Source organism: Pseudomonas sp. PvP001 (assembly GCF_040546375.1).
GTDB classification, from domain to species: Bacteria; Pseudomonadota; Gammaproteobacteria; order Pseudomonadales; family Pseudomonadaceae; genus Aquipseudomonas; species Aquipseudomonas coleopterorum.
On record NZ_JBEPNQ010000001.1, the window covers coordinates 2,884,561 to 2,898,762 of the forward strand.

Below are 14,202 nucleotides of genomic sequence, written 5' to 3' on the forward strand. Positions count from 1 at the left end.
AGTGTGGCCGCGAAAAAAGTGGCGGTTACGGTTGTCGACGCAAGGCGGCTGAAACTGCGTTCAGATGCGGTGGAGTGTGCGACTCGGCGCGTCGGTAACCTTATCCATGGGCGACATGGCCAAATCCATTCCCGACGCTGCAGGCTAGGCTGCATGGGCCTGGTCGCCATAAGCATGTGGATGTCGCGGATGGGAATGTGGCAGGGGCAGCGCGCACGCAGAATCGCTGCACGCACCGTCGGTAATCGACCTTGGAGAACAGCATGTCCAACCCCTTCCTGATGCCCGTCAATACCCAGACCTGGGCCAACGGGCGCCACATCGTTCGTTGCGTCAAGGTGATCCAGGAAACCTGGGACGTGCGCACCTTCTGCTTCATGGCCGACCAACCCATTCTGTTCTTCTTCAAACCGGGCCAGTTCGTGACCCTGGAGCTGGAAATCGAAGGCGAGCCGGTGATGCGCTCGTACACCATTTCCAGCGCGCCGTCGGTGCCCTACAGCTTTTCCATCACCATCAAGCGGGTGCCGGGCGGGCGGGTGTCGAACTGGTTGCACGACACTCTGCACGAAGGCCAGGAGCTGGCGGTGCACGGGCCGGTGGGGTTGTTCAACGCGATCGATTTTCCAGCGCCGAAGATTCTCTACCTCAGCGGCGGGGTGGGTATCACGCCGGTGATGTCGATGGCGCGCTGGTTCTACGACACCAATGCCAACGTCGACATGGTCTTCGTGCACAGCGCGCGCTCGCCCAAGGACATCATCTACCACCGCGAGCTGGAGCACATGGCCTCGCGGGTCGACAATTTCAGCCTGCACATCATCTGCGAGAAGCACGGGCTGGGCGAACCTTGGTCGGGCTATCGTGGCTACCTGAACCACAAGCTGCTGGAACTGATCGCGCCCGACTTCATGGAGCGCGAGGTGTATTGCTGGCGGGCCGACGCCTTACATGAACGCGGTCAAGCGCCTGCTGGAAGCCGCTGGCTTCGACATGACCCGCTACCACGAGGAATCGTTCGGCGCCACGCCCCCGGAGGCGCGCGCCGACGCCGTGGAACAGGCCGAGCAGGCAGCCGATGCGCCGGAGGTAGACGTTTCCGAACTGCACCTGGTGGAGTTCACTGCCAGCGGCAAGAGCATCCGTGTGGCACCGGGCGAAACCGTGCACGCGGCGGCCTCCAAGCTCGGCATGATGATCCCCAAGGCGTGTGGCATGGGGATCTGTGGGACATGCAAGGTGTTGAAGCTGGGCGGGGAAGTGGAGATGGAGCACAACGGCGGCATCACCGAGGACGACGAAGCCGAGGGCTACATCCTGTCCTGCTGCAGCGTGCCGAAGGGGGATGTGCGGATCGAGTTCTGATCCGAGCTCCGCGGTGTACCCGAACCACTGCGCCGAGGCCGGACGCGGCTTGCGCGATGCACCTGGAGGACCGCGTCGAGGCCGGACGCGGCTTGCGCCGCTGCTACAGGGGGCGCGGTGTTCCTGTCGCAGCGGCGCGAGCCGCGTCGGCGGTACACGCGATGCACCTGGAGGACCGCGCCGCGTCGGCGGTACACGCGATGCACCTGGAGGACCGCGTCGAGGCCGGACGCGGCTTGCGCCGCCGCTACAGGGGGTCGCGGTGTTCCTGTAGCAGCGGCGCGAGCCGCGTCGGCGGTACCCGCGATGCACCTGAAAGACCGCGTTGAAGCCGGACGCGGCTTGCGCCGCTGCTACAGGGGATCGCGGCGCTTCTGTAGCAGCGGCGCGAGCCGCGTCGGCGGTGCATGCGATGCACCTGGAAGACCGCGTTGAGGCCGGACGCGGCTTGCGCCGCTGCTACAGGGGATCGCGGTGTTTCTGTAGCAGCGGCGCGAGCCGCGTCGGCGGTACACGCGATGCACCTGAAAGACCACGTTGAGGCCGGACGCGGCTTGCGCCGCTGCTACAGGGGATCGCGGCGCTTCTGTAGCAGCGGCGCGAGCCGCGTCGGCGGTACCCGCGATGCACCTGAAAGACCACGTTGAGGCCGGACGCGGCTTGCGCCGCTGCTACAGGGGATCGCGGCGCTTCTGTAGCAGCGGCGCGAGCCGCGTCGGCGGTACCCGCGATGCACCTGGAAGACCGCGTTGAGGCCGGACGCGGCTTGCGCCGCCACTACAGGGGGTCGCGGTGTTCCTGTAGCAGCGGCGCGAGCCGCGTCGGCGGTATCCGCGATGCACCTGAAAGACCGCGTTGAGGCCGGACGCGGCTTGCGCCGCTGCTACAGGGGGCGCGGTGTTCCTGTAGCAGCGGCGCGAGCCGCGTCGGCGGTGCATGCGGTGTACTTGAAAGACCGCGTCGAGCCGCGTCGGCGGTGCATGCGATGCAGCTGGAGGACCGCGTCGAGCCGCGTCCAAGTGCCCGGGGGTTACACCTTGAAGCGTGCCACCATCGCGTTCAGGTCCACCGCCAGGCGCGCCAGCTCGCCGCTGGCGGCCGTGGTCTGCGCCGACCCTGCGGCGGTCTGCACCGACAGGTCGCGAATGTTCACCAGGTTGCGATCCACCTCGCGTGCCACCTGCGCCTGTTCTTCGGCGGCGCTGGCGATCACCAGGTTGCGCTCGTTGATCTGCACGATGGCGCCATTGATCGTCTCCAGCGCCATGCCGGCGCCCTTGGCGATGTTGAGGGTCGACTCGGCGCGCTCGGTGCTGTTGCGCATCGAATCAACCGCCTGCTCGGTGCCGCCCTGGATGCTACCGATCATGCGCTCGATCTCGCTGGTTGACTGCTGGGTGCGATGCGCCAGTGCACGCACCTCATCGGCCACCACGGCAAACCCGCGGCCGGCCTCACCAGCGCGTGCCGCCTCGATGGCGGCGTTGAGCGCCAGCAGGTTGGTCTGGTCAGCCAGCCCACGAATCACGTCCAGCACCTTGCCGATATCCCGCGACTCGGCAGCCAGGTTGCCGATCAGCTCGGCCGTGCTCTGCACGTCGCCACTCATGCGCTCGATGGCGCTGACCGTTTCCATGACCAGATCGCGGCCATCGCTGGCCGACGTCGTAGCGTCCCGGGAAGCCTCGGAAGTGCTCACGGCATTGCGAGCCACCTCTTCCACCGCACTGGTCATCTCGTTGACCGCCGTGGCAGCCTGTTCGATCTCGTTGTTCTGCTGAGTCAAACCGCGCGCGCCTTCGTCGGTCACGCTGTTGAGCTCCTCGGCGGCAGAGGCCAGTTGCGTCGCCGAACCGGAAATGCGCTGCAGGGTGTCACGCAGCTTGCCCTGCATCTTCTGCATGGCCAGCAGCAGGCGCGCGGCCTCATCGCGTCCCTCTGCGTGGATCGGCTGGGTCAGATTGCCCTCGGCGATGGCCTCGGCCGCGATCAGCGCCTGGTCGATCGGTTTGACGATGCTGCGGGTCAGCAGCCAGGCGGACAGGAACGTCAGCAGCGTGGCCACGATCAGCATGCCCACCACCCAGTTGAACGCCGAACGGTATTCGTCATCGGCTTGCTGGTTGATCTCGCGAGTCTGCGCGTTGTTGATCTTGACCAGCTTATCCAGCGCGGTATTGACCTGTTCCGAGTTGCTCAACATGTCGCTGTTGAGCAGCGCGCGCAGTTCATCCACCTGGCCACTGGCGGAAAAGCCCTTCATGCGCGTCTCGAGCTGACGGTACTGCCCAAGCAGGCGGGTGTAGTCGTCGTACGCAGCCTGTTCCTCTGCACTGGAGATCATTTTCTCGTAGCGCGCCTGGGCCTGGTTGATCTGTTGGTTGCGCTGCTCGAACAACTGCACGGTCTTCTGCTGGGTATCGGCTTCGCGATTCAACAGCAGGCGGTACGACAGCACGCGCAGGCGCAGGGTCAGCTGGGTCAGGTCGTTGAGGCTGCTGATGCTGGGTACGGTATTGTTCTCGATGTTCTGGCCGGCGGCACGGATATGGCTCATCTGGTTCAGGGAAAAACACCCCGAGCACGATCATCAGCAGGCCGATGAGCGAGAAGCCGAGCAGAGCACGCGGGGCGATGTTCATGTTGCGTAAAGACATGTGGGGGTTACCGAAGGGTAGGGCGCGATCCATGCGACACAAGAGAAGGCATCGCTGCTTATCGGTCGATGGCCAGAAGTCTTGAGGGGCAATTTGCCGCAGGCGGCGCGCGCCACGGAAAGTGACGAGCGAGTGAAGACCGATGAACGGGACGAACCGAATGACGATCGGTAGGTCCATCGAGGTCCTATCAAAGCTGGCCCGAGCGAGATTTTTTCTTTATCGTTCGCGCCCCCGGAAAAAGTGTTGGAAATAGCTAATGTTGGAAGCGTCCCTGAATCAACTGGAAAGCCTGGTAAACGAGCTGGTCAAGCACAACCGCGAACTGGCCGAACGCAATGCCCAACTGGCCGGCGAGCTGGCCCAGGCCAAGGATGACAACGACACGTTGCAGCTCAACCTGCTGGAACATGAAGAGAAGCAGGGCGCGACCACTGCGCGCATTCAGGCCCTGGTCGAGCGCGCTGCCGCGGCAGCGGTATGAACCTTGACGACGGGATCGAGGTCTTCTCGATTCTGGGCAACGAATATTCAGTGAAAGCGCCGCCTGGCGAACAGCACGCGCTGCGCCGGGCATTCGACATGCTGGAACGCACCCTGGCACAGACCAAACGAAGTCATCCGACGCTGGTGGGCGACCGCTTGCTGGTGCTGGCCGCGCTGAACCTGTGCCAGCGTCAGGTCGAACTGAGCCAGGGCCATGCCCAGGCCATGGACCAGTGCAAAAGCCGGATCGATGCCTTGGTCAGCCGTTGCAGCGACACTGGAAACTGATCCAACCGGGCAGCAGGGCGGTCCCCCCCAGAGGTCCGCCGCCCACCCCTGGCGGGTAGCGTGTTGCCCTGCGCTCTGCGAAAATCCCCCCACTTTTCTGCCGGATGTTGACATGACTGCCCTCAAGAACGACCGCTTCCTGCGTGCCCTGCTCAAGCAACCCGTCGACGTCACCCCGGTGTGGATGATGCGGCAGGCCGGTCGCTACCTGCCCGAGTACCGCGCCAGCCGTGCCAAGGCCGGCGACTTCATGAGCCTGTGCAAGAACCCGTCGTTCGCCTGCGAAGTCACGATGCAGCCGCTGGAGCGTTACCCGCTCGATGCCGCCATCCTGTTCTCCGACATTCTCACCATCCCCGACGCGATGGGCCAGGGCCTGTACTTCGAAACCGGCGAAGGCCCGCGCTTCAAGAAGGTCGTCAGCACCCTGGCCGATATCGAAGCGCTGCCGATCCCCGATGCGCAGCAGGATCTGGGCTACGTCATGGACGCGGTCAGCACCATCCGCCACGAACTCAACGGCCGGGTGCCGCTGATCGGCTTCTCCGGCAGCCCCTGGACCCTGGCCACCTACATGGTCGAAGGCGGCTCGTCCAAGGACTTCCGCAAGACCAAGGCCATGCTCTACGACCAGCCCCAGGCCATGCACCTGCTGCTGGACAAGCTGGCGCAGTCGGTCACCAGCTACCTCAACGGCCAGATCCTGGCCGGTGCCCAGGCGGTGCAGATCTTCGATACCTGGGGCGGCAACCTGTCCGCTGCGGCGTACCAGGAATTCTCCCTGGCCTACATGCGCAAGATCGTCAGCGGCCTGATCCGCGAGCACGAAGGGCGCAAGGTGCCGGTCATTCTGTTCACCAAGAACGGCGGCCTGTGGCTGGAAAGCATTGCCGACGCCGGCGCCGACGCGTTGGGTCTGGACTGGACCTGCGACATCGGCGAAGCCCGTCGCCGCGTGGGTCACAAGGTCGCGCTGCAGGGCAACATGGACCCCACCGTGCTGTACGCCAAGCCCGAAGCGATCCGCGCCGAAGTGGCGCGAATCCTCGCCAGTTATGGCCAGGGCACCGGCCATGTGTTCAACCTCGGCCACGGCATCACGCCGGAAGTGGATCCGGAGCACGCCGGTGCCTTCATCAGGGCCGTGCATGAGTTTTCGGCGCAATACCACGGCTGACATCCTGCCGTGTCGACTCCTGACGCGGCTTGCGCCGCTGCTACAGCAACACCCGCCCCTGTAGCAGCGGCGCAAGCCGCGTCAGCGCTGCATGCGGCGCCTTGCTCTAGCGCGTTGACATCCCCACCGGCTGCAACTTCGCCAACTTCGCTGCCACCACCAACGCCACCGTCAACAACCCCGCGATAAACCCGCCCACCCCCGTCCAGCCGCCGTAATGCCAGGCCATGCCCCCCGCCGTCCCGGCGACGCTCGATCCTGCGTAATAACTGAACAGATACAACGAAGAAGCCTGCCCCTTGGCCGTCAACGCTCGGCGACCGATCCAGCTGCTGGCCACCGAATGCGCGCCAAAGAAGCCGAAGGTGAACATCAGCATCCCCAGCAGAATCACCGGCACCGGGTTGAACAGGGTCACCAGCAGACCTGCGAACATCAGCACGATGCTCATCCAGAACACCTTGCGCCGCCCATGCTTGTCAGCCAGGGAACCAACCTGTGCCGAGCTGTAGATGCCAGCCAGGTACACCACCGACAGCAATCCCACCAAGGCCTGGCTCAGGCTGTATGGCTCGGCCAGCAGGCGATAGCCGATGTAGTTGAACAGGGTGACGAAGCTGCCCATCAACAGGAACGCTTCGAGGAACAGCCACGGCAGGCCGGCGTCCTTGAAGTGCATGGTGAAGCCTTCGATCAAGCCGCGCGGGTTCATTCTGCGTGGGCGGAAGTTGCGCGATTCGGGCAGGATTTTAACGAACACCGCTGCCGCGACCAGGGCCAGGCCGCCGACCACCAGCAGGGCGGTGTGCCAGCTGACGAAGTCGATCAGCACCCCGGTGATCAGGCGTCCGCTCATGCCACCGATGGCGTTGCCGCCAATGTACAAGCCCATGGCCAGGCCGATGTGCTGGGGGTGAATTTCTTCGCTCAGGTAGGTCATGGCCACCGCCGCCAGTCCGCTGAGGCTGAGCCCGGTGAGGGCGCGCAGCAGCAGGACACCGTCCCAGCTCGGCATCAACGCGCTGCCGATGGTGCACGCCGCAGCGCAGAACAGCGCCGCGACCATGACCGGCTTGCGCCCGATGCTGTCGGAGATCGGCCCGGTGATCAACAAGCCGATGGCCAGCATCCCGGTCGCCACCGACAGCACCAGGCTGCTCTGGGCGGCATTGATGCCGAACTCATGGGACAGGATCGGCATCATGGGTTGCACGCAGTAGAGCAGGGCAAAGGTGGCGAAGCCGCCGCTGAACAAGGCCAGGACCGTTCGCAGGAACTGCGGGGTGCCTTTTTCGATGTAGAGTTCGATGATGGCTTCGTCCAGCGGTGCAGCGGCTTGAGCCTGTGGCTCGACAGCAGTCTTCAAGGAGACCTCGATGGGTAGTCGGTACGGCGGAGTCAGAAAAAACTATATAGCTGGCTAATGATTTCTTTCAATACATTATTGCCGCCGTCTGACGGGCTGTGTCGCGCCAGTGCAGGGCATTGCGCCCTGCATCCCGGATGGGCGGGTGTCAGTTCACTTTCGCCAGATCACCCTTGATCGCTACGCCGGCGATCACCGCACCTGCATGGCACTCATAGGTCTTGGCATCCTTGTGCTCGTTCTTCTTGTAGTAACTGGCGATGTTCACCACGGCGTTGGCGTTGACCTTGCGGGCAGCGTCCTGCAAGGTCAGCAGGGCCGATTGCAAGGCCCATTCGCACGCACCTTCGTCGGTCTTGTTGAAGGCATTGGTCTTCTTGTTGGTGACGGCGTTCGCGCTGACGACGCTGACCTTGCCTTTGGGCGCTACACCAGCCAGATAGAACTTGACGCTACCGTCAAGCTTGCCGGCCTGGGTCATTTCATCCACCACTTTCTGGAAAGGCAGGAACAACGCAGTGTCGCGGGCCTGGCTGACGGCAGGTACGGCGGCAACGGCCAGGGCTGCGAAGAGGGCTTTCAATTTCATCGGGTCTCTACCTTGAGTGGGGGTCCATAGGGTTTGATCGGTGCCGCTGCGGGCACCGCTCGTCTGGCTGCGACGCCATCCTTGCGCAGGCGTCGCACGCCCGACTTCAATGCCAACGGCGGAAAATCAACGACGTGTTGACCCCGCCAAAAGCGAAATTGTTGTTCATCACGTACTCATGGCTCATGACGCGAAACTCGCCGCGCAAGTAGTCCAACTCGCCGCAACGCGGATCCACCGCGTCCAGATTCAGCGTATGCACGTACTGTTCGCGGTTCATCATTTCGATGCTGAACCAGGACTCCAGTGCTCCACATGCCCCGAGGGTGTGACCCAGGAAGCTCTTCTGCGAGCTGATCGGCATGTGCGTACCGAACAGGCTGCTGGTGGCCAGGGTTTCGGCGATATCGCCTTGCTCGGTGGCGGTGCCATGACCATTCACGTAACCGATGGCTTCCGGCGCCAGGTCGGCATCTTCCAGGGCGAGCTCCATGGCACGACGCATGGTGGTCTGCTCGGGCCGCGTGGTGTGCTGGCCGTCGGCGTTGCTGCCGAAGCCGACCAGCTCGGCGTGAATCTTCGCGCCGCGGGCCAGGGCATGCTCCAGTTCTTCAAGCACCAGCATGCCGCCCCCCTCGCCGATCACCAGGCCATCACGGCCGCCGTCATACGGGCGCGGACTGGTGTGCGGCGCGTCGTTCTGCAGGCTGGTTGCGTACAAGGCATCGAACACCATGGCTTCGGTGGGGCAGAGCTCTTCGGCGCCGCCAGCGAGCATCAGGGGCAGGCGCCCGAACTTGATCGCCTCGTAGGCATAGCCGATACCCTGGCTGCCGCTGGTGCAGGCGCTGGAGGTCGGAATCAGCCGTCCGGTGAGTCCGAAAAAGATGCTGATATTGGCCGCGGTGGTGTGGGGCATCATCCGCACGTAGGAATTGGCGTTGAGGCCCTCCGCCACGGAGTTGAGCAACATGTTGCCGAAGGCCTTGATCTCGTCGGTACTGCCGGTGGACGAACCGCAGGCCACGCCCATGCGACCGTCCTTGATCGATTCATCGCCCAGCAGCCCGGCGTCGGCCAACGCCTGCTCCGCCGCTGCCACGGCCAGGCGCGACACGCGGCCCATGCTGCGCAGCTGCTTGCGCGTCCAGTGAGCCGGCACCTTGAAGTCATCGATGGGGCCGGCCAGGCGCGTGTTCAGCTCCTCGAATCGGTCCCACTCGTCCATGCGCCGAATGCCGCTGCGGTTGGCCGCGAAATGGCTGGCGATGCTGGCCCAATCACTGCCCAGCGAGGTAATGCCGGCCATGCCGGTCACCACGACCCTTTTCATCAGCACAGTCCTCCGTTGACTGCCAGTACCTGGCGGGTGATGTATGACGCTTCCGCCGACATCAGGAAATTGACCGCACCGGCCACCTCTTCGGGTGTGCCCATGCGCTGAGCCGGGATCATTTTGAGCAACTCGTCGACCGGCACGTTTTCATCCAGCATGGCCGTATCGATCAGCCCGGGTGCCACGCAGTTGACGGTGATCTTGCGCTTGGCCAGTTCGATGGCCAAGGCCTTGGCGGCACCGATGACACCCGCTTTGGATGCGCTGTAGTTGACTTGACCGCGGTTGCCGATCAGCCCTGACACCGACGTGATGCAGACGATACGGCCGGCCGCGCGGCGGCGAATCATGGGCATCGTCAGCGGGTGCAGGACATTGTAGAAACCGTCCAGATTGGTTCGCATCACCAGATCCCAGTCTTCTTCAGTCAAGGCTGGAAACGCGCCGTCTCGGGTCAGCCCGGCGTTGCATACCACGCCATAGTAGGCGCCATGGGTTTCCACATCGTCGAGCAGAATCCGCGCACAGGCTGCGCGGTCCGCGACGTCGAACTGCAACACCCGCGCTTGGCGGCCCAGTGCATGGACGTGGGCCTGAACGGCCTCGGCTTCGGTACGGCCGCTGCGGCAATGCAGGACCAGATCGTAGCCGGCCTCGGCCAGGCGCAGGGCGATGGCGCGGCCGATGCCACGGCTGGAGCCGGTGACCAGAACGGTGTCAGTCATGGGTACTGTCCTCTGTGCGCGCCCAGGTCAGGTACTGCTCGACCTGGGGTGGGCGATAAACGTTGAGACGGGCGTGCACGGCGATGCCGGGGCCCAGCAGTTCACACTCGAATACACCCATGCCGCCGTCGTCTTCCAGAGAGCGGCGGGCATGGATGTCCAGCCGGGTGCCCAGTGCAAAGCGATCAACGTTGCACTGGTATTTGCGAGTGCCCAGCAGGAAGCCTATCTCCACCGGTCTGCCTTGCTGGCGGGCACGGCAACCGGCGTAGGCAGCCACGCTCTGAGCCATCAGTTCGACGCCGACCCAGGCGGGCAGGCTGCCGTCGAGGTCATTGAACATGCCGGCCGCTTGCACGGTGACCTGGGTGTGGATGCTCTCCTCGTCGAAGGCCACCACGTGGTCGATCAGGATCATGTCGCCGGCGTGGGGCAACAGTTCGGCAACAGGCCAGTCGATCATCTCGAAGCTCCCAGAATCAGGCTGACGTTGTTGCCGCCGAAGGCGAATGAGTTGCTCATCAGGTTACGCGGCCCTTTCAGGATCTGTCCCGGCAGGACGAAGTCCAGCGCAGGTAATTGTGGGTCGATGACTGCGTCCCAGACATGGGGGGGCAAGGTTGCGCCGGGTTGCAGGCTCAGCCAGCAGAACGCTGCTTCCAGCGCCCCGGCGGCGCCCAGGGTATGGCCAGTCAGTGGTTTGGTCGAAGAGCACGGCACCCCTGCAGCGAACAGCTCGGCGACTGCCCGGCTTTCCATGGCGTCGTTGTGCTGGGTGGCGGTGCCGTGCAGGTTCAGATAGCCGATCTGCTCAGGCGTCAGATCGGCTTGCGCCAAAGCCTTGCGCATCGCCTGCAGGGCACCACGGCCGCCAGGCTCGGGAGCGGAAATGTGGTGGGCATCGGAACTGGCACCGGCGCCCAGCAGGGCGACGCTGGCCGGCTCGCGGGTCATCAGGAACACTGCGGCGGCCTCGCCGATATTGATGCCATTGCGATTGAGTGAAAACGGGTTGCAGCGCTCTGCGGACACCGCTTCCAGCGCCGTGAATCCGTTGAGGGTCAGCCGACACAGGCTGTCTACACCACCACACAGCACGGCATCGCACAGGTCCATGGCCAGCAGCCGGCGCGCGGTCATGAGTGCTCGCGCGCTGGAGGTGCAGGCAGTGGAAATCACATGAGCCGGACCGCTGAGGTGGTAGAGATCGGCAAGAAACGCCGCTGGCGCTCCCAGTTCCTGTTGCCGGTAGTCGTAGTCGTCGGGGAACTCGCGGTCTTGCAGGTAGCCGGCAATGCCTCGACTCGCTTCGTCGATGCCGGACGTGCTGGTACCCAGTACAACGGCAATGCGCGAGGGACCAAAACGAGCGATGGCCTGATGGATCTGGACATCGATCTGCAGCGCTGCCTGCAGCAGCAACCGGTTGTTCCGGGTGCCCTGAGCACGCAGGGCAGCAGGCACCTGCGGCAACTCACCGGGTACCGCTGCTACCGGTAGCACACGCTGGGGTACCCAGCCGGGCTGAGCACGCAGACCACAGGTGTCTGCAGCGGACAGGGCGCGGCTCACACTGGCAATGTCCATACCCAGGGCGCAGTTGAGGCCCAGGGCATTGAGGTAGGCGGTCATGGTGCGGGCTCTTGTGGCAGTGGGCTGATGCGGTAGGTCAAGCCGTGCTGGAGTTGCAGGGTGAATCGAGCGTTGGCGCTGTGTATCGGCGCTCCATCGTCGCGGCTGGCCGTTCCTGCCGCGTTTGGCCCGACACACACACTCGCAGGACCGGCCAGTGAATGCGAAGAGGCCGGTGGATACACGACAATCCAGCGATCGCCCAGCCGGCGACCACCATTCGTGGCTGCGGCATCCGGGTAGCCTGCAGCCAGTTCTTCGGTCGGCGTCAGCGCGAAAAGCACTGCGGCAAACAGCTCCCGAGCCTCGGGATTGGGCGGTAGCAGGCCGTCGGCTTGCCAGCGCTGCTCAAGCAGGCGTTGGCGTGCCTGGGGGATGCCCAGAAAGTCCAGCAGCGACCAGCGCAGGGCGCCATCCTCGCGCTGTATGACCAGCAGCCAATCCTGGCTTTGCCCCGCCTGCACGCGTTGCACATGCACTTGCAGCGGCAAGTCCAGCGTGGGCGTGGCTGCAGGAAGCGGCGCCTGACTCGCGCAGCCGGCCAACACCATCAGGCAACTGACTATCAAAGCCCGCATCATGGCGCCACGGCTCCAAGCGGCTTGCGCGCCACCACGTTGACCAAGGTTTCTTCGCGCTCGCCAAACGGCTTGGGCCGGCGCAGCCTGAAGCGCTCCAGCAAACCGAAATCCTTGGCCCGACTCCACCATAGATAGGGATACGAGACATTTCGAGCATCGAATTCGAAGCCCTGCTCGCGCAGCATCTGCAGATAGCCACTCGCGCTTTTTTGCACATGCATGGGGTGGCGGAACAGCCAGCGAATCACCCAGGTATCGATATAGGCTTCGGTGGATTCGGCGAACAGCAGATACCCACCCGGTTTGAGTACGCGATGAAACTCGGCCAGGGCCTTTTCCTGTTCCACCAGATGGTGGAAGGTCTGGTGACAGAACAGCAGGTCGATACTCGCATCGGCATAGGGCAGGTGTGCACAGTCACCACCCTGCACACGAATGTCGCCACCCAGACGTCGGGCCTCGTCGGCACTCAATTCGACGCTCAGTGGGTCGGCATCATTGGCCAACAGCTGCGCGGGCGCAAATACCTGACGCAGGTACCGGAAGGATTTTCCCTGGCCGCACCCCGTGTCCAACAGCACCGCATTGGCGGGCGGCGGTTCGCTGAACAGGCTGCGCAGGTCATCGATCGCCACTCTGAGCACGTGATGTTGCCAGGTATGGCTGCGCAGGAACCAGAAACCGAAGCGGGTTTCCTCGACATAGGTATCGCTCTGAAACGGGCTCACGACGCGCTACTCGCACACAGCTCGGTCAACATGCGCAAGCGTCGTTTGGGCTCGGCGACAAAGGGGTTGCGAGTGTCCCAGGCATACCCGGCCAGGATCGCGCAGATCATCCGGCGAATCTCCGGCGAGCTGTCGGTATGGTAGATGACGTCCTGGAAGCTGCCGTCGTACCAACCTTCGACGTATGCGCGAAAGGTGTCTACCCCTGCTTTCAACGGCTCGGCGAACTGGGCCTGCCAATCCACCGATTCACCCTTGAGCTGCCGGTCGAGCAGGGCGGCGGCCATGCTGGCCGAGCGCATGGCGATGGTCACGCCGGACGAGAACACAGGGTCGAGAAACTCGGCAGCATTGCCCAGCAGGGCGAAGCCGGGACCGTGCAAGGTCCTGACGCTGGCGGCATAGCCGCCGATGCTGCGTGCCGGGGTATCCCAGACTGCATTTTCCAGCACGCTTTGCAGGCTTGGGGTCTGCGCCACCAGCGTCTTGAGACAGACATCCAGATCGTTCTCGAAACCCTGGAAATGTGCCTTGCCGGCGACCACGCCCAGGGAGCAGCGACCATCGCTGAACGGGATGGTCCAGAACCAGACATCCCGATGCAACGGGTGAGTGGTGATGAGTATCTTCTGCCGGTCGAACTCGGCGCTGTCGATACGATCTTCAACGTGGGTGAACACGGCCTGACGCAATGGGAAATTCGACGGTTGTTCCAGATCCAGCAGGCGCGACAGCACGCGACCATACCCGCTGGCGTCGAGCACGAAGGCCGCCTGCAGGTCATATGTGCTGTCGTCCTGGCGACGGACCTGCAACCGCGCACGGTCGGTATCGAAGCCAATGATCTCCTGCTCGTAGCGAATCTCGACCCCCTGCAGCTCGGCCTGGTCGGCCAGCAGCTTGTCGAACGTTGCGCGTTGTACCTGAAAGGTCGTGGGCTTGCCGCCCGTGAAGGTCTCGCCGAAGTCGAACGCGTTGCGCCGCTCACCCCACGCGAACGCCGCGCCATTCTTGAGCTGGAACCCTGCGGCCTGCACGGCTTCGAGCATGCCCGCCTCTTCCACGAAATCCAGGCAGTGGGACAGCAGGCTTTCGCCGATGGAAAAGCGTGGAAAATGCTGGCGCTCGATCACGATGACGTCGTGACCACGACGTTTGAGCAGTGTGGCGGCGATCGCTCCCGCAGGACCGGCGCCGATCACCACGACCGGGCTGGCTGGCAGTTCAACGTTTGGCATAGGGCCTCCTGGCCATGATTACAACGAAAAAAGG

At 63.9% G+C, this 14,202-nt stretch carries 13 protein-coding genes and 1 pseudogene; 4 read left to right on the forward strand and 10 right to left on the reverse strand.

The features are described from left to right. Positions 1–263: 263 nt before the first annotated feature. Positions 264–1,365, forward strand: a pseudogene (gbcB, locus tag ABMD26_RS13120) (glycine betaine monooxygenase reductase subunit). Between the two features lie 1,030 nt (positions 1,366–2,395). Here the strand turns inward: gbcB and ABMD26_RS13125 are convergent. Further along, entirely contained in the window at positions 2,396–3,922 is a 1,527-nt protein-coding gene (locus ABMD26_RS13125; RefSeq protein WP_502948318.1) for a methyl-accepting chemotaxis protein, read from the reverse strand. 359 nt (positions 3,923–4,281) lie between these two features. Between ABMD26_RS13125 and ABMD26_RS13130 the strand changes: the two genes are divergently transcribed. The 3 genes from ABMD26_RS13130 (at position 4,282) to hemE (ending at position 5,973) form a co-directional block, all read left to right on the forward strand. Continuing rightward, complete coding sequence (locus ABMD26_RS13130) at positions 4,282–4,506, forward strand: hypothetical protein (protein WP_090360952.1); 225 nt, start codon at positions 4,282–4,284, stop codon at positions 4,504–4,506. After that, on the forward strand, positions 4,503–4,796 hold the full coding sequence (locus ABMD26_RS13135) for a cell division protein ZapA (RefSeq protein ID WP_134722512.1): 294 nt from the start codon (positions 4,503–4,505) through the stop codon (positions 4,794–4,796). Before ABMD26_RS13130 ends, ABMD26_RS13135 begins: the two co-directional genes overlap by 4 nt. A gap of 112 nt (positions 4,797–4,908) precedes the next feature. After that, entirely contained in the window at positions 4,909–5,973 is a 1,065-nt protein-coding gene (gene hemE / locus ABMD26_RS13140; RefSeq protein WP_354309954.1) for a uroporphyrinogen decarboxylase, read from the forward strand. 106 nt (positions 5,974–6,079) lie between these two features. Here hemE and ABMD26_RS13145 read toward each other — a convergent pair whose 3' ends face one another. From ABMD26_RS13145 to ABMD26_RS13185, 9 genes are all read right to left on the reverse strand, one after another. After that, positions 6,080–7,339: an MFS transporter gene (locus ABMD26_RS13145; protein ID WP_134722510.1), complete on the reverse strand. Its 1,260-nt coding sequence runs from the start codon at positions 7,337–7,339 to the stop codon at positions 6,080–6,082. A gap of 148 nt (positions 7,340–7,487) precedes the next feature. Then, positions 7,488–7,928, reverse strand: a complete 441-nt coding sequence (locus tag ABMD26_RS13150; RefSeq protein ID WP_122742884.1) for an excinuclease — start codon at positions 7,926–7,928, stop codon at positions 7,488–7,490. Between the two features lie 106 nt (positions 7,929–8,034). Beyond that, positions 8,035–9,261, reverse strand: coding sequence for a beta-ketoacyl-ACP synthase (locus ABMD26_RS13155; protein WP_354309957.1), 1,227 nt, complete (start codon positions 9,259–9,261; stop codon positions 8,035–8,037). Next, entirely contained in the window at positions 9,261–9,989 is a 729-nt protein-coding gene (fabG, locus tag ABMD26_RS13160; protein ID WP_134722509.1) for a 3-oxoacyl-ACP reductase FabG, read from the reverse strand. The genes ABMD26_RS13155 and fabG overlap by 1 nt, the downstream gene beginning before the upstream one ends. Next, positions 9,982–10,452, reverse strand: coding sequence for a hotdog family protein (locus ABMD26_RS13165; RefSeq protein ID WP_122742881.1), 471 nt, complete (start codon positions 10,450–10,452; stop codon positions 9,982–9,984). Before ABMD26_RS13165 ends, fabG begins: the two co-directional genes overlap by 8 nt. Next, positions 10,449–11,621, reverse strand: coding sequence for a beta-ketoacyl-[acyl-carrier-protein] synthase family protein (locus tag ABMD26_RS13170; protein ID WP_354309960.1), 1,173 nt, complete (start codon positions 11,619–11,621; stop codon positions 10,449–10,451). The genes ABMD26_RS13165 and ABMD26_RS13170 overlap by 4 nt, the downstream gene beginning before the upstream one ends. Further along, on the reverse strand, positions 11,618–12,202 hold the full coding sequence (locus ABMD26_RS13175; RefSeq protein ID WP_354309962.1) for a hypothetical protein: 585 nt from the start codon (positions 12,200–12,202) through the stop codon (positions 11,618–11,620). Before ABMD26_RS13175 ends, ABMD26_RS13170 begins: the two co-directional genes overlap by 4 nt. Beyond that, positions 12,199–12,930, reverse strand: coding sequence for a methyltransferase domain-containing protein (locus ABMD26_RS13180; protein WP_122742879.1), 732 nt, complete (start codon positions 12,928–12,930; stop codon positions 12,199–12,201). Before ABMD26_RS13180 ends, ABMD26_RS13175 begins: the two co-directional genes overlap by 4 nt. Beyond that, positions 12,927–14,168: an NAD(P)/FAD-dependent oxidoreductase gene (locus tag ABMD26_RS13185; protein WP_354309965.1), complete on the reverse strand. Its 1,242-nt coding sequence runs from the start codon at positions 14,166–14,168 to the stop codon at positions 12,927–12,929. The genes ABMD26_RS13180 and ABMD26_RS13185 overlap by 4 nt, the downstream gene beginning before the upstream one ends. Positions 14,169–14,202 lie beyond the last annotated feature (34 nt).

What these genes read in the sequence shown, in the direction of transcription:
- ABMD26_RS13125 (WP_502948318.1), bottom strand. Translation starts at nt 3,922, where the DNA reads ATGAGCCATATCCGTGCCGCCGGCCAGAACATCGAGAACAATACCGTA.
- ABMD26_RS13130 (WP_090360952.1), top strand. Translation starts at nt 4,282, where the DNA reads ATGTTGGAAGCGTCCCTGAATCAACTGGAAAGCCTGGTAAACGAGCTG.
- ABMD26_RS13135 (WP_134722512.1), top strand. Translation starts at nt 4,503, where the DNA reads ATGAACCTTGACGACGGGATCGAGGTCTTCTCGATTCTGGGCAACGAA.
- hemE (WP_354309954.1), top strand. Translation starts at nt 4,909, where the DNA reads ATGACTGCCCTCAAGAACGACCGCTTCCTGCGTGCCCTGCTCAAGCAA.
- ABMD26_RS13150 (WP_122742884.1), bottom strand. Translation starts at nt 7,928, where the DNA reads ATGAAATTGAAAGCCCTCTTCGCAGCCCTGGCCGTTGCCGCCGTACCT.
- ABMD26_RS13155 (WP_354309957.1), bottom strand. Translation starts at nt 9,261, where the DNA reads ATGAAAAGGGTCGTGGTGACCGGCATGGCCGGCATTACCTCGCTGGGC.
- fabG (WP_134722509.1), bottom strand. Translation starts at nt 9,989, where the DNA reads ATGACTGACACCGTTCTGGTCACCGGCTCCAGCCGTGGCATCGGCCGC.
- ABMD26_RS13165 (WP_122742881.1), bottom strand. Translation starts at nt 10,452, where the DNA reads ATGATCGACTGGCCTGTTGCCGAACTGTTGCCCCACGCCGGCGACATG.
- ABMD26_RS13170 (WP_354309960.1), bottom strand. Translation starts at nt 11,621, where the DNA reads ATGACCGCCTACCTCAATGCCCTGGGCCTCAACTGCGCCCTGGGTATG.
- ABMD26_RS13175 (WP_354309962.1), bottom strand. Translation starts at nt 12,202, where the DNA reads ATGATGCGGGCTTTGATAGTCAGTTGCCTGATGGTGTTGGCCGGCTGC.
- ABMD26_RS13185 (WP_354309965.1), bottom strand. Translation starts at nt 14,168, where the DNA reads ATGCCAAACGTTGAACTGCCAGCCAGCCCGGTCGTGGTGATCGGCGCC.